Source organism: Vallitalea sp., from assembly GCF_025211055.1.
Lineage (GTDB): Bacteria > Bacillota > Clostridia > Lachnospirales > Vallitaleaceae > Vallitalea.
On sequence record NZ_JAOARO010000059.1, the window covers coordinates 141,448 to 163,148 of the forward strand.

Here is a 21,701-nt window from a genome sequence, read left to right on the forward strand (position 1 = left end):
TAAATATTTACTTTAATAATGACTAATTTTTATTAGAAGGAGAAATGAAAATGAAAACAGATATTCAAATAGCTAATGAAGCTAAAATGGAACCAATTAGTGTAATAGCTGGAAAATTAGGTATGACAGAAGATGATATTGAATTTTACGGTAAATATAAGGCTAAAGTAACTGATGAGTTGTATAAGAAAGTAGAAAGTAATGAAGATGGAAAACTAATACTTGTAACAGCTATCAATCCTACTCCAGCTGGTGAAGGTAAAACAACTACAACGGTAGGTCTTGGTCAGGCAATGGGAGAGTTGGGAAAGAATGCTATCATTGCACTTAGAGAACCTTCATTAGGTCCTTGTATGGGGATAAAAGGTGGTGCAGCTGGTGGTGGTTATGCACAAGTTGTACCTATGGAAGATATTAATTTACATTTTACTGGTGATATTCACGCAGTTAGTATTGCCCATAATCTATTATCAGCGATGCTTGATAATCATTTACAGCAAGGTAATACCTTGGGGATTGATCCAAGACAGATAGTATGGAAAAGAGTAGTTGATATGAATGATAGAGCTCTTAGAAGTATTGTTGTTGGTCTAGGTGGTAAGATGCAAGGAGTTCCAAGAGAAGATGGATTTATGATTACTGTTGCATCAGAAGTAATGGCTATATTATGTCTGGCTAGTGACTTAGAAGATCTTAAGAATAGATTAAGTAGAATCATAGTTGCCTATACATATAATGGTAATCCAGTAACTGCTGGTGACTTGAATGCACAAGGGGCTATGACAGCATTATTGAAAGATGCAATAAAACCTAATCTTGTTCAGACACTAGAAAATACACCTGCTCTTATGCACGGTGGACCTTTTGCAAATATTGCTCATGGTTGTAATAGTATAAGAGCTACAAAACTTGCATTGAAGCTTAGTGATATTGTTATTACAGAAGCTGGATTTGGCGCTGATCTTGGAGCTGAAAAGTTTTTAGATATCAAATGTAGAAAAGGTAATCTTAAACCAGATGCTATTGTTATTGTAGCAACTATAAGAGCGTTAAAGTATAATGGTGGAATAAGTAAACAAGAGCTTGGGGCTGCTAATGTTTTGGCAGTAGAAAAAGGTTTTGTTAATCTAGAAAAACATATAGAGAATCTTCAACAGTATAATGTACCTATTGTTGTTACTCTTAATTCATTTGTAACTGATTCTGATGAAGAAATATCTCTAGTAAAAGAGAAATGCGAAGGAATGGGATGTGAATTTGCTATTTCAGAAGTTTGGGAAAAAGGTGGTAAAGGCGGTATAGAATTAGCCCAGAAAGTACTTGAAACACTAGAAACAAAACAAAGCAATTTTTCACCTTTATATGATGAGAATGATAGTATAGAAGATAAAATCATGTGTGTAGCTACTAGGATATATGGAGCAAGTAATGTTAATTATACACCAAAAGCAAAGAAATCTATTAAGAAGATAATTGATATGGGACTTGATAAATTACCTGTTTGTATAGCTAAAACACAATATTCATTTTCAGATAATGCAAAGTTATTAGGTAGACCAGAAGGCTTTGATATCACTGTTAGAGAAGTTAACATATCAGCTGGAGCAGGTTTTATTGTAGCTATAACTGGAAATGTTATGACTATGCCAGGACTACCAAAAAAACCAGCAGCAGAAAATATTGATGTAGATGAGACTGGAAAGATAAGTGGATTATTCTAAAAAATAAAAGGGGCTGTGCCTCGTCATACGTAGGACTTTCCAATAAGATAAATAAGGAGGAATCACTAATGAATACTATCATAATTGATGGAAAGAAAACATCTAAAGATATTAAGGATGAGCTTATTATAAAAGTAGAACAATTAAAGAATAAGGGTGTAGAGCCTACTCTTGCAGTTGTTTTGGTTGGTAAAGACCCTGCTTCACAAGTTTATGTAAAGCATAAGAAGAAAGCTTGTGAGTACGTTGGGATGAGATCTCTAGCTTATGAGCTAGATGAAAAAACTACTGAAGAATCACTACTTGAGTTAATTAATGAATTAAATAATAGAGATGATGTACATGGAATCCTAGTTCAGTTACCATTACCTAAACATATTGATGAAGAGAAGATTCTATTGGCTATAGACTCATCTAAAGATGTAGATGGTTTTCATCCATATAGTGTAGGAAACCTTAGTATAGGTAGAGATGGTTTTGTTTCATGTACTCCAGCAGGTATTATAGAGCTGATTAAGAGGTATAATATAGAGATAGAAGGAAAAAATTGTGTAGTTATAGGAAGAAGCAATATTGTTGGTAAACCAGTATCTATGTTATTATTAAAAGAAAATGGTACTGTGACAATATGTCATTCTAGAACTAAAAACATTAAAGAGATATGTAAAAATGCTGATATTCTAGTTGTTGCAATAGGTAGAGCTAATTTTGTTACAAAAGATTTTGTAAAAGAAGGTGCTACAGTTATTGATGTAGGAATGAATAGACTCGATAATGGTAAATTATGTGGAGATGTTAAATATGACGAATGCTCTGTAATAGCAGGGGCAATAACTCCTGTACCAGGTGGTGTTGGTCCTATGACAATAGCGATGCTTATGAGCAATTGCGTAAAGTCAGCAAATAATATGTTAAAATAGAGTTATATTTTAGACACAGATTAAATAACTTGAAGAAAAAGGAGTGTTCTTATTGAGCATAAAAATTTCATTTATTTCACTTGGTTGTGATAAGAATCTTGTGGATAGTGAAGTCATGTTAGGATTATTAAGAGATAAAGGATATACATTAATAAATGATGAAACTAAAGCAGATGTTATAGTTGTAAATACATGTGGATTTATCCAAGATGCAAAAGAAGAGAGTATTGGTACAATTATTGAGATGGGGCAATATAAAGAAAATGGAAAATGTAAAGCTTTGATTGTAACAGGTTGCCTTGCCCAGAGATATCAAGATGAACTTATTAAGGAAATGCCTGAGATAGATGCTATTTTAGGAGTTTCTAATTATGACAAAGTGATAGAAGCAGTTGAATCAGTACTTGATAACAAGAAATATATTTCTTTTGAAGTCAATGATCATGTTCCTGAAGAATATATTAACAGAGTAATTAGTTCAGCAGGTTATTCTGCATATCTAAAAATTGCTGAAGGATGTGATAATCATTGTACTTACTGTATTATTCCTAAGATCAGAGGAATGATAAAAAGCAGAACAATAGAAAGTCTTATAGAAGAGACTAAGTATTTGGCCCAAAATGGTGTGAAAGAGTTAATACTAGTTGCTCAAGATACAACCAAATATGGTATTGACATTTATGGAGAAAAAAAATTACCAGCTTTACTTAGAGAGTTATGTAGAGTGGATGGTATAGAATGGATAAGATTATTATACTGTTATCCAGAAGAAATAACAGACGAATTAATTACAGTAATAAGAGATGAAGAAAAAGTAATCAATTATTTAGATATGCCTATTCAACATGCTAATAATGATATATTAAGAAGAATGGCAAGAAAAAGTACAAAAGAAATGATCAAAGACTCAATATCAAAACTTAGAAAAGAAATACCCGATATTTGCATTAGAACTACACTTATCACAGGCTTTCCTGGAGAGACAAGAGAACAATTTGAAGATATGAAAGAATTTGTACAAGATGTTAGATTTGATAGATTAGGAGTTTTTTCATATTCACCAGAAGAAGGTACACCTGCTGCATTATTTGAAGATCAGATAGATCATGATATAAAAGAAGCTAGAAAAGATGAAATAATGGCACTACAGCAAGGGATATCCAAGTCTATTAACGAAGAGTTAGTAGGTAAAACCTATTCTGTCATTATTGAAGGATATATCTCTGAGGATAGAGTGTACTGTGGAAGAACTTATCGTGATGCTCCTGATGTAGATGGCATGATATTTGTAAGTTGTCCTTATGAATTAATGTCGGGAGATATAATTAATGTTAGAGTTAGTTCATCTAATGAATATGATTTAATAGGAGAGATTATCAATGAATATAGCGAATAAGTTAACTTTGTTTCGTGTTATATTAATTCCATTTTTTTTATTGTCACTATATATAATTGAAGCACCGTATGGTAATATCATAGGTGTCATAATATTTATAATAGCTAGTTTAACAGATTTTCTTGATGGACATTTAGCTAGATCAAGAAACCTAGTAACAGATTTTGGGAAGTTTATGGACCCCCTTGCTGATAAGTTATTAGTGGCATCAGCACTTATTTATCTAGTAGAAGCTAAGGAATTGGCTGCATGGATTGTTATAATAATTATCAGTAGAGAATTCATTATCAGTGGATTTCGCCTTGTTGCTGCCAATAAAGGTATTGTTATTGCTGCAGGATGGTGGGGAAAGATAAAAACCATGACTACAATGATTATGATTATAGTTATTCTATTTAATTTTGATTTTGAAGGTATAGTTGTTATTGAACAAATACTTATATATGCATCTTTATTATTTACAGTAATATCTGCCCTTGATTATATAACAAAGAATATTAATATATTTAGGGAATAAGATTATTACTTAATGGAATTTTGAAAGGATGATACCATATGACTGCTGAAATAATAGCTATTGGAACAGAATTACTACTGGGAGATATTTTAAACACTAACGCAAGGTACCTATCAAGACAATTGGCAGATATGGGGATTTCTGTTTACTACCAATCAGTTGTAGGTGATAATGTTGATAGATTACAAGAAACAATAAAAAATGCTATGAATAGGACTAGCATCATTATCACAACTGGGGGGTTGGGGCCTACAACTGATGATTTATCTAAAGAAACTATTGCAAAAGTGTTAGGATTACCTCTTATTGAACATGAAGTGTCTAAAAAAAGGATAATTGATATCTTCAAACAACGTGATATATGCATGGCAGAAAATAATTTAAAGCAGGCATATATACCAGAAGGGGCTATTGTCCTCGAAAACCATAATGGAACGGCTCCAGGTTTTATCGTAAAAACGAAAAAAAATATAATTATTGTTTTACCTGGACCACCAAGTGAGATGATACCTATGTTTGAAAATGGAGTCAAAAAACAATTGAAGAAGTTAAATGAAGGTGTCATTTTCTCAAGAACTTTAAAATTGTGTGGTATAGGAGAAAGTACCGTTGCAAAGATATTGCAGGATATTATAGATAAACAAACTAATCCTACCATTGCACCTTATGCAAAAGATGGAGAGGTTCATCTTAGGATAACAGCTAAGACCAATGAAGAATCCGAAGCTATCAAATTAATTGATAATATGGAACAAAAAGTGGCTGATTATGTTGGAGAATATATATATACTACTGATGAAAAGACTCTTGAAGAAACCATAGTTGATATATTGAAGAATCAGAATCTGACTCTATCTGTAGCTGAATCATGTACTGGTGGATTACTAAGTGGTAGAATTATTAATTGTTCTGGAGTTTCTGATGTATACAAGGAAGGTTTTATTACTTACTCTAATGAAGCGAAAATGAAATATCTTGGAGTGAAAAAAGATACCCTTCAAGAATATGGTGCAGTTAGTGAAGAAACCGCAAGAGAAATGGCAGAAGGACTTATTGATAAATGTAATACATCTGCCTCTATATCTATTACAGGTATTGCAGGACCTACTGGAGGTACAGAAGAAAAGCCTATAGGACTTGTTTGCATAGGAGTATCTTATGAAGGTGTTACTACAGTAAAAAAATGTAATTTTTACGGTAATAGACAAAAAATCAGAACAAGAGCTGTAGTAGAAAGCCTTATTATGTTATGGAACAAAATTAAATAATATATCTAAATTAAGTCTATGATTAACATAGGCTTAATTTAAACTATAATAACATAAATCGTATTATTGAAATATTTACTTGAATTGAAATATTTGTAAAAAATATATTGACGTAATTAAAAATATATATTATAATTATAAACGAACATAAGTTCGGTTTTTTAATTTGAAAGGGGGAACCTAGTTAATAGGGACTATATGAAAGATGATAAAAAAAGAGCGTTAGAAGCAGCAATATCCAATATTGAGAAACAATATGGTAAAGGTTCCATAATGAAGTTAGGTGAATCCAGAGAGAATATGAACATTGAAACTATTCCTACAGGGTCGCTTAGTTTAGATATTGCACTTGGTGCTGGAGGTATACCAAAAGGAAGAATTATTGAAGTTTATGGCCCAGAATCAAGTGGTAAAACAACTGTAGCACTACATATGGTGGCAGAAGCACAAAAAAAAGGTGGAATAGCTGGTTTTGTAGATGCTGAACATGCATTAGATCCTGAGTATGCAAAAAAGATAGGTGTAGATGTAGATAATTTATATATATCACAGCCAGACAACGGAGAACAAGCTCTTGAGATTACAGAAACAATGGTTCGTTCTGGTGCAATTGATATTGTTATAGTGGACTCTGTTGCAGCCCTTGTACCAAGAGCAGAAATCGAAGGAGAAATGGGAGATTCTCATGTAGGGCTTCAAGCAAGACTTATGTCTCAAGCATTAAGAAAACTGACAGCAGTAATAAACAGATCAAAATGTGTTGTTATATTCATTAATCAGTTACGTGAAAAAGTTGGAGTAATGTTCGGTAATCCAGAAACTACAACTGGTGGTAGAGCACTTAAGTTTTATTCATCAGTTAGACTTGATGTTAGAAGAATAGAAACACTAAAACAAAGTACTGATTTTATTGGAAATAGAGTTAGAGTAAAAGTAGTTAAGAATAAAATAGCTCCACCATTTAAAACAGCTGAATTTGATATAATGTTTGGAAAAGGTATATCAAAAGTAGGAGATATATTAGATCTTGCAACTCAACAGAATATTGTTAATAAAAGCGGCGCTTGGTATTCTTATAATGAGACGAGATTAGGGCAAGGTAGAGAAAATGCAAAACAATATTTAAGTGATAATCCCGAATTATTGAAGGAAATAGATAATTTGGTAAGAAAGCATTTTGATATACCAGTAGATGGAGAACAAGATTCTAATAATAAGAATAAGGAGTCTAAAAAGGAAAAAGAAACAAATGACACAAAAAAAGCTAAAAAGTAAGTAGTTGTATTTTATTTAATATATATGATTGAATTATAATGGTAGATGATAAGGGGCTTCTCATAATCCATTTTTACATCAGTATAGGTGAAGGTAATATCCTACAACATATTGATAGCATGAAAATAGATTATTAGATAGCCTCTTTTTAAAATAGATATATTATACTAATATATCCTATGGAAAGGATATTTATGATTATTACAAATATTATTCAGAATAGAAGATTTAAAAATTATTATGACATATATATAGATGACGAATATATGTTTTTTGTTACCTATAAGGAACTAAAGTTCTTAAAATTAAAAGAAAATGATTTGTTATCAGAAGAAATATTACACAAAATATATAGAGATTATGTATATCCTAGGGCTAAAAATAGGGCTTTTAGACTATTACAAAGAAGAGATATGCCTAAGAAAGAAATTATAAAAAAACTAAAAGAGACAGGCTATAATCAACATACAGCTAATAAAGTTATTAAGTTTTTGGAAGAATATAACTTTGTTGATGATAGAAAATATACAGAAAAATACATATATTACAACAAACTAAAGAAAAGCATGAAACAAATCAACATAGAACTTATAAAAAAAGGTATATCAAAAGATATAGTCGATGAATTAATGGAATATACAGAAATATCTGAAGAAGATGTAGCATATAATTTGATTAATAAAAAATATAAAAATCTAGATACAATAGATAATAAAATCAAAAGAAGAATGATAGGTTATTTAATGAGAAAAGGTTATAATTATGGTTTAATTAGTAAAGTAATTAATCAATTTATACAAAATAATAATTTAACGAATGCATAATAGGTATATAAAAAACGTTATGGAATATGTATATTATTTAAAAGAGTTTTTATTAAAACTTGACATAATATCTAAAACGTTATAAAATTTATATGTTATGGAAAATAACATCATGCACAATGAAAAATAAATAATGAGGAGGTGTTACCATTTGAACGTTACTATAAATATAATATTACTAGTATTATTAATACTTGTCGTTGCAGTTATAGCTGGAGTAATAACTTTTAAGCTTGGTGTTTCTTATAGAAAGAAAGTAGCGGAATCACAATACGGATCAGCTGAACAAAAAGCTAGGAAAATTGTTGATGATGCTATAAAAGAAGCAGAATCTATTAAACGGGAGAGTCGTTTAGAGATTAAAGAAGAAACTTATAAAATCAAAAGTGATTTAGATAAAGAAGTTAAAGAGCGAAGAAATGAATTACAACGCCTTGAGCGACGACTTCTTCAAAAAGAAGAATCTTTAGATAAAAAAGCTGAAAGCTTTGAAAGAAAAGAAAATCAGTTAACATCTAGAGAAGAACAATTAGCAAAAATAAAAGCAGAAGTATCTGAATTACAAAAAAAACATGTCAAAGAATTAGAAAAAATTTCTGGCCTCACCTCCAATCAAGCAAAAGAATACCTTTTAAAATCTGTTGAAAATGAAGTTAAACATGAAACAGCAATTTTAATTAAAGAATTGGAAGTAAAAGCAAAAGAAGAGGTTAACAAAAAATCTAGAGAAATATTGGCAAATGTAATACAAAAATGTGCAGTTGACCATGTTGCCGAAACTACTGTATCAGTAGTACCTCTTCCAAGTGATGAAATGAAAGGAAGAATAATAGGTCGAGAAGGAAGAAACATTAGAACTTTGGAGACTTTAACAGGAATAGATCTTATCATTGATGATACGCCTGAAGCAGTTATACTTTCTGGATTTGATCCAATAAGAAGAGAAGTTGCAAGAATTGCACTTGAAAAATTAATTGTTGATGGAAGAATCCATCCTGCAAGAATTGAAGAAATGGTTGAAAAAGCTAGAAAAGAAGTCGAGAATATTATTCGTGAAGAAGGTGAAATGGCCACTTTCGACACAGGTGTTCATGGCTTACACCATGAATTAACGAGATTATTAGGTAAGATGAAGTTTAGAACAAGTTATGGACAGAGTGTTTTAAAACATTCAATTGAGGTATCTCATTTAAGTGGATTAATTGCCGGTGAAATCGGAGTTGATGTAAGAGTAGCTAAACGTGCTGGTTTATTACATGATATTGGTAAATCAGTTGATCATGAAATGGAAGGTTCACATGTTTCCATAGGTGCAGACTTATGTAGGAAATATAAAGAATCAGATGTGATTGTTAATGCTGTTGAAGCACATCACGGTGATGTAGAACCTACTAGTCTAGTTGCTGTCATTGTACAAGCGGCTGATGCTATATCTGCTGCAAGACCAGGTGCACGACGTGAAACATTAGAGACATATATTAAAAGACTTCAACGTCTTGAAGAGATTGCTGTTGAATTTAAAGGTGTCGATAAATCTTTTGCTATTCAAGCAGGTAGAGAAATTAGAATAATGGTTATTCCAGATCAAACAAGTGATGAAGAAATGGTATTACTTGCAAGAGAAATTTCTAAGAAAATAGAGGATGAATTGGAATACCCAGGACAAATTAAAGTTAATGTTATAAGAGAAACAAGAGCAGTTGAATATGCTAAATAATAAAAAGCGTGAGAAATCACGCTTTTTTGTGTTTTAGTTAACTATTTTGTAGAAATTTCGTATTTGATATTAATTGAAAAAAATAAAAATTAATATTGTCCATAAAAATTGATTGAAAAAAAGGAAAACAGAATTTCTTATTGAATTATTAACTATAACCAAAAAAAGGGGGTCTTTTAGAGTGGAAGTTTTAAAAGTTGCTGCAAAATCTAATCCCAATTCGGTAGCTGGTGCACTTGCTAATACTATCCGTGAACAAGGCGGTGCTGAATTACAAGCGATTGGTGCAGGTGCATTAAATCAAGCAATAAAAGCAATAATAATTGCAAGAGGATACGTGGCACCATCGGGTATCGATTTGGTTTGTATTCCAGCTTTCACTGATATTGATATTAACGGAGAAGAAAGAACAGCGATTAAATTGATCGTTCAATCAAAAAATTAGTTTAAAAAGTGTGCATGGCACACTTTTCTTTTTTATTTCTTTTTGGGGATATAATTTAGATAATTAATCCTGTCATATAATATTCTATTAATTATATAAAGTTAATGCTTAATTCCTTGATTTTATAATTTTTTAATGGTTTAATAGATTCTAATGAAGTGAAGCCTTCCAACTTTACTATAATAATACAATGTTATTCTTTACTACTTCATAGCGATAAATTACCATTAATCATTAACACATTACAAAACATTGAATTTTTTTTCAAAAATAATGTATATAAATTAATACTAAAACAAAAAATAACTGTAGCTACGATTATCAAATGAAGATATTTATGCTTGATATTGCAAAAATAATTAATAAACGTTAATTTATATAAAAGAAAACATTAAAAACGAATAAATTTAAATCAGAACTTGCAAAATTGCATAAAATATATTACAATATGGTTAATTGGAAAAAGTAATAATAATAAAAGGGTGGTGTTTGTACATGATGTTATCAAGTAAAGGTCTAGATATAAAACCTTCATCAACATTAGAAATAACAGCAAAAGCCAAGCAGATGAAAGCTGATGGGATAGATGTGGTAGGATTTGGTGCAGGTGAACCAGATTTTGATACACCAGATCATATAAAGCAAGCTGCTATAGAGGCAATCAATGAAGGATTCACTAAATATACACCTGCTTCAGGTATACTTCCATTGAAAAATGCTATATGCAAGAAGTTAGAAGTAGATAACAAGGTTTCATATAAACCAAGCCAAATTGTAGTAAGTAATGGAGCAAAGCATTCCTTAACTAACACATTTATGGCGATTTTAAATCCTGGTGATGAAGTTATTATACCAGCTCCATTCTGGTTGAGCTACGTTCAAATGGTTAAGATAGCTGATGGAGTACCAGTAGTAGTAAAAACAAGTAAAGAGAATAATTATAAAGCAACTATAGAAGATCTGAAAAATGCACTAACTGATAAAACAAAAGCTATTTTAATTAATAGTCCAAGTAATCCAACAGGTATGGTGTATTCAGAGGAAGAGCTTAAAAAAGTTGCTGAATTTGCAGTAGAAAATGATTTATTCGTTATATCTGATGAAATATATGAAAAACTAATTTATGGTGATGAGAAGCATATAAGTATCGCTTCATTTAATGAAGATATTTATAGTAGAACAATAATTATAAATGGTGTTTCTAAAAGTTATGCTATGACTGGTTGGAGAATTGGTTATGCAGCTGCTCCAGAACAAATAGCCAAAATCATGTCTAATATTCAAAGCCATGCTTCATCTAATCCTAACTCAATTGCTCAAAAAGCTGCTTTAGCTGCAATTAGTGGTTCACAAGAATGTGTGGATAAAATGAAAACTCAATTTGATAAAAGAAGAGAATATATGTATGATAGGATATCCAAAATGCCATATGTTTCTGCAATCAAACCTCAAGGTGCATTTTATGTATTTGTTGATTTGGACAGTGCACTAGGAAAGAAATACAAAGGTGAAGTTATTGAAAATGCCAATATCTTTGCAAAGTTGTTGTTGGATAATGAAAAGGTTGCTGTAGTACCATGTACTGATTTTGGTTATGATACTCATTTTAGACTATCTTATGCTATAGCTATGGAAAATATAGAAAAAGGTCTAGATAGAATAGAAAGTTTCCTTAATAATTTACAATAAGATAAGATTTATAAAGAGGGCAGTTTCAAATTTTGAAACCGCTCTTTTGTTTTGGTTACTTTTTGTGGTAAACCAAACTTTTTACTTGCCTAAATTATATTTTTATTTTATGATATAATAGGTTATGGATAATATATTGAACTTATTGAAATAGATTTATTTTACTTTAGTTAATTAATTATATTAATAATATTGAAAGGATGATATAGTTGTATAATGTTTATGAAACCCCATTAGGAGCTAGATATGCTAGTAAAGAAATGTTATATCTCTTTTCTCCAGACAAAAAATTCAAAACATGGAGAAAGCTATGGATAGCACTTGCAGAAGCTGAAAAAGAGTTAGGTATTGATATTAGCGATGAGCAAATAAATGAGTTAAAGAAGTTTGAAGATGATATTAATTATGAAGTAGCAAAAGAAAGAGAAAAAATCGTTCGTCATGACGTTATGTCACATGTTTATGCCTATGGATGCCAAGCACGGGTAGCTAAACCGATAATTCATTTAGGAGCCACAAGCTGTTATGTAGGAGATAATACAGATATAATAATTATGACAGAAGCCTTAAAACTAATAAAAGATAAATTAGTTAATGTTATAGATAAATTATCGAAATTCGCATTAGAATATAAAGATATGCCCACACTAGGATTTACGCATTATCAACCAGCTCAGTTAACTACTGTTGGCAAAAGAGCATGCTTATGGATAGAAGATTTGCTAATGGATTATGAAGATGTTGAATATCAATTGAATAAAGCTAAGCTAAGAGGGGTAAAAGGTACTACAGGTACTCAAGCAAGTTTCCTTAACCTTTTTGAAGGTAATCACGAAAAAGTTAAAGAATTAGATAAACTAGTTGCATCAAAATTAGGATATGACGATACATTCCCTGTAACAGGACAAACTTATCCAAGAAAACTTGACTCACAAATGTTGAATGTATTAAGTACTATTGCACAATCAGCATATAAATTCAGCAATGATATTAGATTATTACAGAATTTAAAAGAAATAGAAGAACCATTTGAAAAAAGTCAAATAGGATCATCTGCTATGGCTTACAAAAGAAATCCTATGAGAAGTGAAAGAATATCATCTTTAGCTAGACATATCATATGTAATGCACTTAATCCAGCTATTACGGCTTCAACACAATGGTTTGAGAGAACTCTTGATGATAGTGCTAATAAAAGATTATCTGTACCACAAGCATTCTTGGCTACAGATGCAGTTTTAGAGATATTTATGAATGTAGTTGATGGTCTTGTAGTATATGATAAAGTAATTCATCAAAGAATCATGAGTGAGTTACCTTTTATGGCTACTGAAACTATTCTCATGGAAGGTGTAAAACGTGGTGGAGATAGACAAGAATTACATGAGAAGATAAGAGTATTATCTATGGAAGCTGGTAAACAAGTTAAGATGGAAGGTAAGAAAAATGACCTGATTGAACGTATTTTAGCTGATGGAACATTTGGAATGAGTGAAGAGGAAATATTATCAATCTTAAGACCAGAAAATTTCATTGGAAGATCTCCACAGCAAGTTGAAGATTTTATTGCTAACTATGTTAAAGCTATATTAGATCAAAACAAAGATATATTAGGAAAAACTGCTGAATTAAGTGTTTAATGAACTTATTAAAATGGACATATGAATGTTTTAGTTCAATTATATATAATAGAAATAAATGTTAATAGTGTATGGAAAAGAGGATAGGTATGGGTAAAGTAGGATTTATTGGTACCGGAAATATGGGCTATGCTATGATGAAAGGAATTGTAGATAGTCTAAAGAATATAGAATTATTATATACAGATGTTAATAAAAAAAGATTAGAAGAAATTAAGTCAGATATTGGATTTAATTATGTGAATAGTAATAAGGAATGTGTGAAAGAATCAAAGTATGTTATATTAGCTGTCAAACCACAGTATTATACGCAAGTACTTGATGAAATTAAAGAAGTTATTACTAATCAACATATAATTATATCTATAGCACCTGGTATTAAGATTGATGATCTGAAAGATAAACTTGGTAATGAAACAAAAATCGTTAGAGCTATGCCTAATACACCAGCTTTGGTAGGAGAAGGCATGAGTGCCGTAAGCTTTTCAGGTGATGATTATGAAGCTTATGAAAAAGACATGGTAACTAGTATTTTTAAGTCTTTTGGTGATATGGTAGAACTGCCAGAACATCTTATGAATGCAGTAGTAGCAGTGTCAGGAAGTTCACCAGCATATGTATATATGTTTATTGAAGCCATGGCTGATGCAGGAGTTTTATTTGGATTACCTAGAGACACATCTTACCAGTTAGCGGCTGGAGCTGTTCTTGGTTCAGCTAAGATGGTTTTAGAAACAGGTAAACATCCTGGAGAATTAAAAGATGCTGTATGTTCACCAGGTGGAACAACTATAGAAGCTGTATCAGAACTTGAAAAAAATGGTTTTAGAAGTGCTGTAATCGAGGCTATGAAGTCATGTTATAATAAAACCATGTCATTTTAGATTATGTAGAGATTGAGAGATGAAACAAATGGATAAAAAAATCAAACGATTAGATAGAAAAGAAGTATTTAACGGAAAAAGAGTAAGGTTAGTAATAGATAAACTAAAAATGCCTAATGATAAAGAAGTTAATTGGGAACTTATTACTCATCCTGGTGCAGCAGCAGTAATACCTATTGATAATGATGGTAATATAATCATGGTTAGACAATATAGAAACGCTGCCGATGATTATGTACTTGAAATTCCAGCTGGTGGAGTAGAAGAAGGCGAAGATCCTAGTTTATGTGCTAAGAGAGAGTTAGAAGAAGAAACGGGTTATAAATCTGATAATATCCAGTATCTATTAAAATTCTATTCAAGTATTGGTATAACAGATGAAATGATAACTATCTATGTAGCAACAGATTTGCAGGAATCACAACAGAATCTTGATGATGATGAATACGTAACTATTGAAAAATATAAGCTTGATGAATTAGTTGATATGATTTATTCAGGTCAGATAACTGATGGTAAAACCATTTCAGGATTGTTAGCTTATAAATGTAAATTAAATAATATGAAATAATAATATCAGATAAGCCTGAAAAGTCTTAGATTAATATGAATTATAATAATATTAATCTAAGACTTTTTTACTATATTAACCGTTTAAATTAAATTTTATTTTCTAAGTACAAGCACTCATATAATTAATTTTTTGCTCATATATTAGTTTATATACAGAATGATTATTCAATAAAAAGTAAGACTGAAGATATCAATAAGTTATATAAATTAAGGAGAGATTTGAGTGACTAATGTATTAAGAAGATATAGAAAAAAAATAAGTGTTTTTAAAATACAGTTTATACTATTTTTAATAGCTATTGCAGTAGGGTCATTATTTGCCAATAATCTAAATGGTAATCGAATTGAAGAATACAAGTTATTGTCAGGTTATTTTATAACTAAATTTCCATCTAGCGATTATCTTAATATTGAATTATTCAAATTCATCATATGGAAGAGAATTAAGTTAATTCTTGGTATTTGGATACTTGGATTTACATTTTTCGAGATTATAATAAATTATATTATAGTCATATATTTTGGTTTCAGCATTGGTTTTATATTTTCTATAGGACTTATGACTAATGGATTCAAAGGTTATTTGATGTATATAATACTTTTATTACCTCAATACATATTTTATATTCCAGTAATGATATATCTCATAGTTAAAAGTACTAATTTCTGTTCTAATTTGTACAGTCATAGAAGTAGAACAAGAGGTTTTAATATAAATAAACAAATGTTTATAGAATATTTTTTTGTACTTATAATATGCATAATATTCACTATTGTAGGGGGTATCATGGAAACTTACGTAAACCCTCAATTAGTAAAATGGTACATTTCTGCCATAAATTTGTAAAAAATATTCGACTTTTGGAGTAAAATATATTATAATCAAATGTATATGAAGTACTGCAAAGGAAGAAAATAATGAGAGAAACAGTATCTAAGTTCTTAGACTATTTAAAAACTGAAAAGGGTTCATCCCAAAATACTATAGCATCCTATGAAAGGGATGTTAATAATTTAATTAACTACCTAGAGTCCAATTCTTTGACCATTGGTAAAATAACTAATACTAATCTTAATTCTTATTTAATTAATTTAGAGAAGATGGGTAGAGCGCCATCAACAATATCTAGAAATGTTGCTTCAATCCATAGCTATTTTAGATATCTATATAAAAATGATATGATAAAACAAGATCCTTCTAGTAATTTGCTGTCTCCTAAGATAGAAAAGAAATTACCGCAAGTATTAACTATGGAAGAAGTAGATATTTTATTAAGTCAGCCAAGCGATAATGACTGCAAAGGTATACGAGACAAGGCAATGTTGGAAGTTTTGTATGCAACGGGTATACGTGTATCTGAATTAATTAATTTAAAAAAAGACGATATTAATATTAACTTAGGTTATATTAAATGCAATGATAAGAAAAAAGAACGTATTATACCTATGGGACAAGTATCCAAAGATGCTCTTTCCAATTATTTGGATCATGCAAGAGAGATAATGATAAAAGATCCAGGTGAGAATATCTTATTCGTTAGCTGCTTAGGTCATAAAATGAGCAGACAGGGATTTTGGAAGATAGTTAAATCATATGCAAATAAAGCTGGTATATACAAAAAGATTACACCCCATATACTTAGGCATTCTTTTGCTACACACCTTGTTGAAAACGGAGCTGATCTTCGTTCAGTACAAGAAATGTTAGGTCACTCTGATATATCTACTACTCAGATATACGCTAAGATGTCTAATAATAGATTAAAAGAAGTGTATTCAAAAGCTCATCCTAGAGCTTAGATATATGATTATAGATTCTACATATGACTGCCAGAAGGCAGTCTTTTATTATTTTCCTAACAAATGAACTTTCCTTATACTTGATAATAATCTATATATTTGATATGCTAATAAAGTAACTGGGAGCTTTGATTAATTAGAAAAGAGGAACTATTATGTATAAGTTAGTTATACTTGATGCTGACGGAACGCTGTTTAACTATGAAAAGGCGGAAAAATATGCATTGAGTGAGTCTTTCAAACTATTTTCTTTTGAAGGAGATATTCTAGACATAAGTAATTACTATAAAGAGATTAATTTGAACCTATGGTTAGAATTAGAAAAAGGTAATATAACTAAAGAAGAGTTGAGATACGAGAGATTCAGTAGAGTATTTAAACAATATAAGCTTGATTATGATGTTAATAAATTCAGTGACCAATATTTGATAAAATTAGGAGAAAGTAATTTTTTAATAGACGAAGCTGAAGAAATATGTAAATATCTTAAGAATAAAGGCTATAAAATAATAGTATTAACAAATGGAATAAAAAAAGTACAAGTATCAAGGCTAGAGAAATCTAATATAAAAAAATACATAGATAAGATGATAGTCTCAGAAGAGGTAGGAGTAAATAAACCAGACCCAGTTATTTTTGACTATACATTCAATTTAATTGGACATAATGATAAAAATAATGCAATTATGATAGGAGATTCTCTTACTGCTGATATCCAGGGAGGAATCAATCATGGAATTGATACATGCTGGGTCAACTTGAATAACATAAAAAACACAACAAATATAATTCCAAAGTACGAAATACATACTTTAGGAGAATTAACAACCATATTATAATCTTAAGTTTAGTTTCGATGTATTATTTAATCTTTAATTATAAATAACTGAGTTTATGAATAGATATAAGGCTAAATGCAAATATTTTTATAATAGAGATTAATATAAGGAGCTAAATGATGAATAAAGATATTTTAAAGAGAGTACCAAAACATATAGGAATTATACCAGATGGAAATAGAAGATGGGCTGTTGGCCATAATATGGACAAAAAAGATGGATATTTTTATGGCATAGACCCAGGATTTAAGTTATATGAAACAATGCTTGAGTATGGTGTTAAGGAAGCTACATTTTATGGTTTTACTAGGGATAATACAAAAAGACCATCTAATCAAAAAGCAGCATTCATAGAGGCTTGTGTTAGTGCTGTTAATAACCTAGCCAATAGAGATGCCAATTTATTAATAGTGGGTAACAGTAAATCAGATGTATTTCCAAAAGAACTATTGAAATATGCTAATAAAAGAGTGAAATTCGGTAAAGGTCTTATTAACATCAATTTCCTTGTTAATTACGACTGGAAATGGGATCTTAATAATGGTATTAATAATATTGCTTCTTCAGATATATCAAGAATAGACCTAATTATCAGATGGGGAGGCAGAAGACGCTTAAGTGGTTTTCTGCCTGTACAATCAGTATATTCTGATATATATGTCATTGATGAGTATTGGCCTGATTTCAAGAAAGATCATTTCAAGGAAGCTCTTAGATGGTATCAAACAACAGATATTACATTAGGCGGTTAAAGGGAGAGAGAAATGGAATTCTATTATGATTCTAGAAAGATTGAATATACCATCAAATATAGTAAACGTAAGACGATTGCAATTCATATTGAACCATCAAATAATATCATTGTAAAAGCTCCAATAGGTATGGATGCGAACAAGCTCAAGGAATTAGTGGAGAGCAAGGGTAAATGGATTTCTAACAAATTGAAAGAATCCAATGATTATAAGATACGAAAGAGGACATATAAAAAAGGTGAATTATTTTTATTTCTAGGTAAAGAATATCCATTAGATCTGATGATAGATGAAACAGCTAATGTTATGAGCGTAGAGGTTATAAATAGTTCACTTAGAATTATTGCTAATACAGAAGATAAAGACAGTATAAAAAATCTCTTAGAAGAGTTTTATAAAAAGCAAACTAGAATAATTATTCAAGATAGAATAAAATATTACCAAAAATATTTTATTGTTAGACCTAATAATATTAGAATTAAGAAGCAAAAAACAAGATGGGGAAGTTGTAGTTCATTGAAAAACCTGAATTTCAATCTGAAATTATCAATGGCTAAACTCTCTGTTATTGATTACATAGTAGTTCATGAGATGAGTCATTTGATACATCTTAATCATTCAAAAGACTTTTGGAACTTAGTAAAAAGTGTTTTACCTAATTATAAGGATGAGAAAGATTGGTTAAAACATAATGGTAGAAGATTAACGTTAGATTAAATTTAATATAACTTCATCAAATTAAAGGTGGGAAAAGTTGAGTTAATGACAATAGAAAAAGGGAGTAACAGATATGATTAAAAAAAGAGGTTTAAGGATTATTATTACTATTTTATTAGTTACGTGCTTAATCCCAGTAAGCATTTCTTCTAATGCAAAGGGTTTGTCTGGGTCAATAGAAGAATTTATTGAAACATATACCATATCTAATGAAGATGAAGATAAATGCGAAGAGATACCTAGCATTGAATATGATAATAAATTATTTTTACCAATTCAGGATATAGCACGTATGTTAGGTAAAAAAATAATAACTAAGGATAAAGCAATTAAAATGTACAATGAAAACAATAAAAAAGACTTTAAATTGAAAGAGGGATTTTTGCTCCATGGTTTCTATGCCTTGAATTCATATAATCAGTTTGAGGAATTACACAGAGGTAAGACACTTTCAAATTTTGATTCTCTATCTTTTGGATGGAGTAGGATAGATCAAGTTGGTGATGGGGTAGAATTAACTTTTGAGGGTAGAGATTTTCGTATTCCAAATGCTTATGATGATACACTTCATAAGGTAAATGATATACCAAAGCAGCTAATGATATTTGCTGATGATAGTAACAATAGAAACGATTATTTTAAAGCTATTTTCAAGGATATGGATAATATAATTAATCAAATAGCTGATACAGTTAATAGCAAAAATACTGTATATAAAAAATTAGCATTTGATGGTGTGACAATTGATTTTGAAACTGTTAACAAAGAAGATCAAGATTCATTTATCACTTTCCTGAAAAAATTAAGAACCAAACTTGGCAAGGATAAAACAATTTATGTAGCCATACCATCGGTTAAATACTATAGTTATTACAAGTACAAAGAAATCTTGGAAATAGTTGATTATGTAATACTTATGGAACATGATTTTGATATGAAAGTTAGACAAAGTACCTATAGTAATATAGCTAAAAGTGCTCTAAGTCCAATTGCTCTTATAGAACAAGATATAAAGACATTGGTAGAAAAAGTTGGAGATGACTATAAAGATAAAATAGTATTACAGATCAGTTTCGGTAGTTCCCAATGGATTAGCAATAAAGATAATGCATATAGAAGGGTAATGTCATCACCATCCTACAATCTAATTTATGACCGTATTTGTAAGGAGTTAGATAATAAGGTTAAAAAAGAAGATTTGCTATTTTATAATAAATTATATGAAAATCCGTATTTGATATACATCAATGATAAAAAAGAGAATAATTACATTTGGTACGAAAACTGGGATAGTGTATTAGCCAAGATAAAATTAGCAAGTGAATATAACCTAGGAGGAATTTCTTTATGGAGATTAGGAACTGTTCCTAATTATTACAGTAAATATGGTAAAGAAGCAGGATTAGACATTTGGTATAGATTAAGTAATTTATTTGACAAGTAAATATTATTGTAAAAGAGATAACCTCTTAAGTAGATATTAATACTTAAGAGGTTTATTATTATTGTAATCATATAAATAATTATAACAAGGATAAAGAAGATTTGGATAAATATTTAGTAAAATATATTTATCAGTAAAATATTGAAGATAAAAACACAGTTTTGGTTGATAGTCCAAACGTATCATATATGATATCAGTAACCTGCCCCCCTGGGGTTGTCCATTCTTCATAATAATATTACAGGGGGAATTATAATGGAAATTAAGTTAACAGTATTATTTAAAGACTCTTTTTGGATAGGTATCTTTGAAGAAAAATCTGATGATAACTATTCAATATGCAAATATTTATTTGGAAGTGAACCAAAGGATTATGAAATCTATGATATTGTATCGAGAGAGTTTTATAACTTGAATTTTTCTAGGAATATGAAAGATACCAAAAAATCATCTAATGCAAGTAAAAAAATAAGTCCTAAAAGGTTACAAAGATTAATAAAAAATGAAATATGATAAAAAACAACTTAAAAGAAACGGAAAAAAAGAGGACATTAAACAAACAGAGGCAAATGATTATTATTCATTTGCCTAATGCGATAAGCGTATAGCCAATGACAAGGGTGTCCTTGGTGACAAGGAATCTGAAGGTAACTACTCGGAAATAGTAACTGTATATATGGCAGATATATGGAGAGGAGATTGTGCTCTTGCCTGGGGAGGTCTTACTGACATAACATAAACGATATAACATTCGAAGTTATGGTTGAAATAAGATTTACAGTAAGAAGTCAACAGAAGTCATAGTACTTTAGCACTTGCAAATGTTAAAGGAAGGACGGAACTTTAGGAGAGATGAGTAAATGAAAGTATATGTTATCATATGTATATAACTCCTTTCGGGTTTTGGTAGACTTGCTTCTTGTCAATTCAATTTTACCATAAAATTGGTGAGGGTTATATTATTTTCCCATATTTATACGGGTTATGGCGTTTCGCAAACGCCTAATAATATTGAATAAAGAAAGGAAGAGCTAATTATGGGACAAACAAAATACAATTTGAATACCTTATCTGAAAAAGAAATTGACATAATAGAAATAACCAAAAGAGTAGACTATATTTTTGATAGATTCAAAATGATTAAGAATTCTATTGACATTGATATTACTAGAAGAGATAATATAAATGATCAATTTAATACATTGACAAGTGATATTCAAAATATTATTGAAAGTACTTACAATACAAGTCAAATTATTAATAAAGCAGTAATTGAATAT

General features: G+C 30.0%; 21 protein-coding genes. All 21 read left to right on the forward strand.

Going from position 1 to position 21,701, the window contains the following annotated elements:
• Window positions 1-50: 50 nt before the first annotated feature.
• Window positions 51-1,721 (forward strand): formate--tetrahydrofolate ligase, encoded by a 1,671-nt coding sequence (locus N4A55_RS09085; protein WP_293755318.1) that lies wholly within the window; start codon window positions 51-53, stop codon window positions 1,719-1,721.
• 68 nt (window positions 1,722-1,789) lie between these two features.
• Complete coding sequence (gene folD / locus N4A55_RS09090) at window positions 1,790-2,641, forward strand: bifunctional methylenetetrahydrofolate dehydrogenase/methenyltetrahydrofolate cyclohydrolase FolD (RefSeq protein ID WP_293755320.1); 852 nt, start codon at window positions 1,790-1,792, stop codon at window positions 2,639-2,641.
• Window positions 2,642-2,699: 58 nt separating this feature from the next.
• Window positions 2,700-4,037 carry a 30S ribosomal protein S12 methylthiotransferase RimO gene (gene rimO, locus N4A55_RS09095; RefSeq protein WP_293755363.1) on the forward strand — a complete coding sequence of 446 codons (1,338 nt, stop codon included), beginning with the start codon at window positions 2,700-2,702 and terminating at the stop codon, window positions 4,035-4,037.
• Window positions 4,021-4,554: a CDP-diacylglycerol--glycerol-3-phosphate 3-phosphatidyltransferase gene (pgsA, locus tag N4A55_RS09100; protein ID WP_293755322.1), complete on the forward strand. Its 534-nt coding sequence runs from the start codon at window positions 4,021-4,023 to the stop codon at window positions 4,552-4,554. Before rimO ends, pgsA begins: the two co-directional genes overlap by 17 nt.
• A 38-nt stretch (window positions 4,555-4,592) precedes the next feature.
• Window positions 4,593-5,822, forward strand: coding sequence for a competence/damage-inducible protein A (locus tag N4A55_RS09105; protein WP_293755324.1), 1,230 nt, complete (start codon window positions 4,593-4,595; stop codon window positions 5,820-5,822).
• 198 nt (window positions 5,823-6,020) lie between these two features.
• Entirely contained in the window at window positions 6,021-7,097 is a 1,077-nt protein-coding gene (gene recA, locus N4A55_RS09110; protein WP_293755326.1) for a recombinase RecA, read from the forward strand.
• 194 nt (window positions 7,098-7,291) lie between these two features.
• Entirely contained in the window at window positions 7,292-7,921 is a 630-nt protein-coding gene (locus N4A55_RS09115) for a regulatory protein RecX (protein WP_293755328.1), read from the forward strand.
• Window positions 7,922-8,111: 190 nt separating this feature from the next.
• Complete coding sequence (rny, locus tag N4A55_RS09120; protein ID WP_443083828.1) at window positions 8,112-9,638, forward strand: ribonuclease Y; 1,527 nt, start codon at window positions 8,112-8,114, stop codon at window positions 9,636-9,638.
• 181 nt (window positions 9,639-9,819) lie between these two features.
• Window positions 9,820-10,083, forward strand: a complete 264-nt coding sequence (locus N4A55_RS09125; RefSeq protein ID WP_113674834.1) for a stage V sporulation protein S — start codon at window positions 9,820-9,822, stop codon at window positions 10,081-10,083.
• 495 nt (window positions 10,084-10,578) lie between these two features.
• Window positions 10,579-11,772: a pyridoxal phosphate-dependent aminotransferase gene (locus N4A55_RS09130; RefSeq protein ID WP_293755333.1), complete on the forward strand. Its 1,194-nt coding sequence runs from the start codon at window positions 10,579-10,581 to the stop codon at window positions 11,770-11,772.
• 209 nt (window positions 11,773-11,981) lie between these two features.
• Window positions 11,982-13,412 (forward strand): adenylosuccinate lyase, encoded by a 1,431-nt coding sequence (gene purB, locus N4A55_RS09135; protein ID WP_293755335.1) that lies wholly within the window; start codon window positions 11,982-11,984, stop codon window positions 13,410-13,412.
• A gap of 89 nt (window positions 13,413-13,501) precedes the next feature.
• Entirely contained in the window at window positions 13,502-14,296 is a 795-nt protein-coding gene (proC, locus tag N4A55_RS09140) for a pyrroline-5-carboxylate reductase (RefSeq protein WP_293755337.1), read from the forward strand.
• 28 nt (window positions 14,297-14,324) lie between these two features.
• Window positions 14,325-14,867 carry an NUDIX hydrolase gene (locus N4A55_RS09145; RefSeq protein ID WP_293755339.1) on the forward strand — a complete coding sequence of 181 codons (543 nt, stop codon included), beginning with the start codon at window positions 14,325-14,327 and terminating at the stop codon, window positions 14,865-14,867.
• A 225-nt stretch (window positions 14,868-15,092) separates the two neighbouring features.
• The gene (locus tag N4A55_RS09150; protein WP_293755341.1) at window positions 15,093-15,716 is read left to right on the forward strand and encodes a stage II sporulation protein M; all 624 of its coding nucleotides are present in this window, start codon (window positions 15,093-15,095) and stop codon (window positions 15,714-15,716) included.
• Window positions 15,717-15,787: 71 nt separating this feature from the next.
• A complete protein-coding gene (gene xerD, locus N4A55_RS09155; RefSeq protein ID WP_293755343.1) occupies window positions 15,788-16,669 on the forward strand; it encodes a site-specific tyrosine recombinase XerD in 882 nt (293 codons plus the stop codon).
• Window positions 16,670-16,824: 155 nt separating this feature from the next.
• Window positions 16,825-17,508, forward strand: a complete 684-nt coding sequence (locus N4A55_RS09160; protein WP_293755345.1) for a YjjG family noncanonical pyrimidine nucleotidase — start codon at window positions 16,825-16,827, stop codon at window positions 17,506-17,508.
• Between the two features lie 119 nt (window positions 17,509-17,627).
• Window positions 17,628-18,260 carry an undecaprenyl diphosphate synthase family protein gene (locus N4A55_RS09165; protein WP_330666359.1) on the forward strand — a complete coding sequence of 211 codons (633 nt, stop codon included), beginning with the start codon at window positions 17,628-17,630 and terminating at the stop codon, window positions 18,258-18,260.
• A gap of 12 nt (window positions 18,261-18,272) precedes the next feature.
• Window positions 18,273-18,977 (forward strand): M48 family metallopeptidase, encoded by a 705-nt coding sequence (locus tag N4A55_RS09170; RefSeq protein ID WP_293755349.1) that lies wholly within the window; start codon window positions 18,273-18,275, stop codon window positions 18,975-18,977.
• A 73-nt stretch (window positions 18,978-19,050) separates the two neighbouring features.
• Window positions 19,051-20,421 (forward strand): glycosyl hydrolase family 18 protein, encoded by a 1,371-nt coding sequence (locus tag N4A55_RS09175; protein WP_293755351.1) that lies wholly within the window; start codon window positions 19,051-19,053, stop codon window positions 20,419-20,421.
• Between the two features lie 255 nt (window positions 20,422-20,676).
• Complete coding sequence (locus N4A55_RS09180) at window positions 20,677-20,934, forward strand: YjdF family protein (RefSeq protein ID WP_293755353.1); 258 nt, start codon at window positions 20,677-20,679, stop codon at window positions 20,932-20,934.
• 524 nt (window positions 20,935-21,458) lie between these two features.
• Window positions 21,459-21,701: hypothetical protein (locus tag N4A55_RS09185; protein WP_293755355.1), on the forward strand; the 243-nt coding region annotated here is incomplete at its 3' end.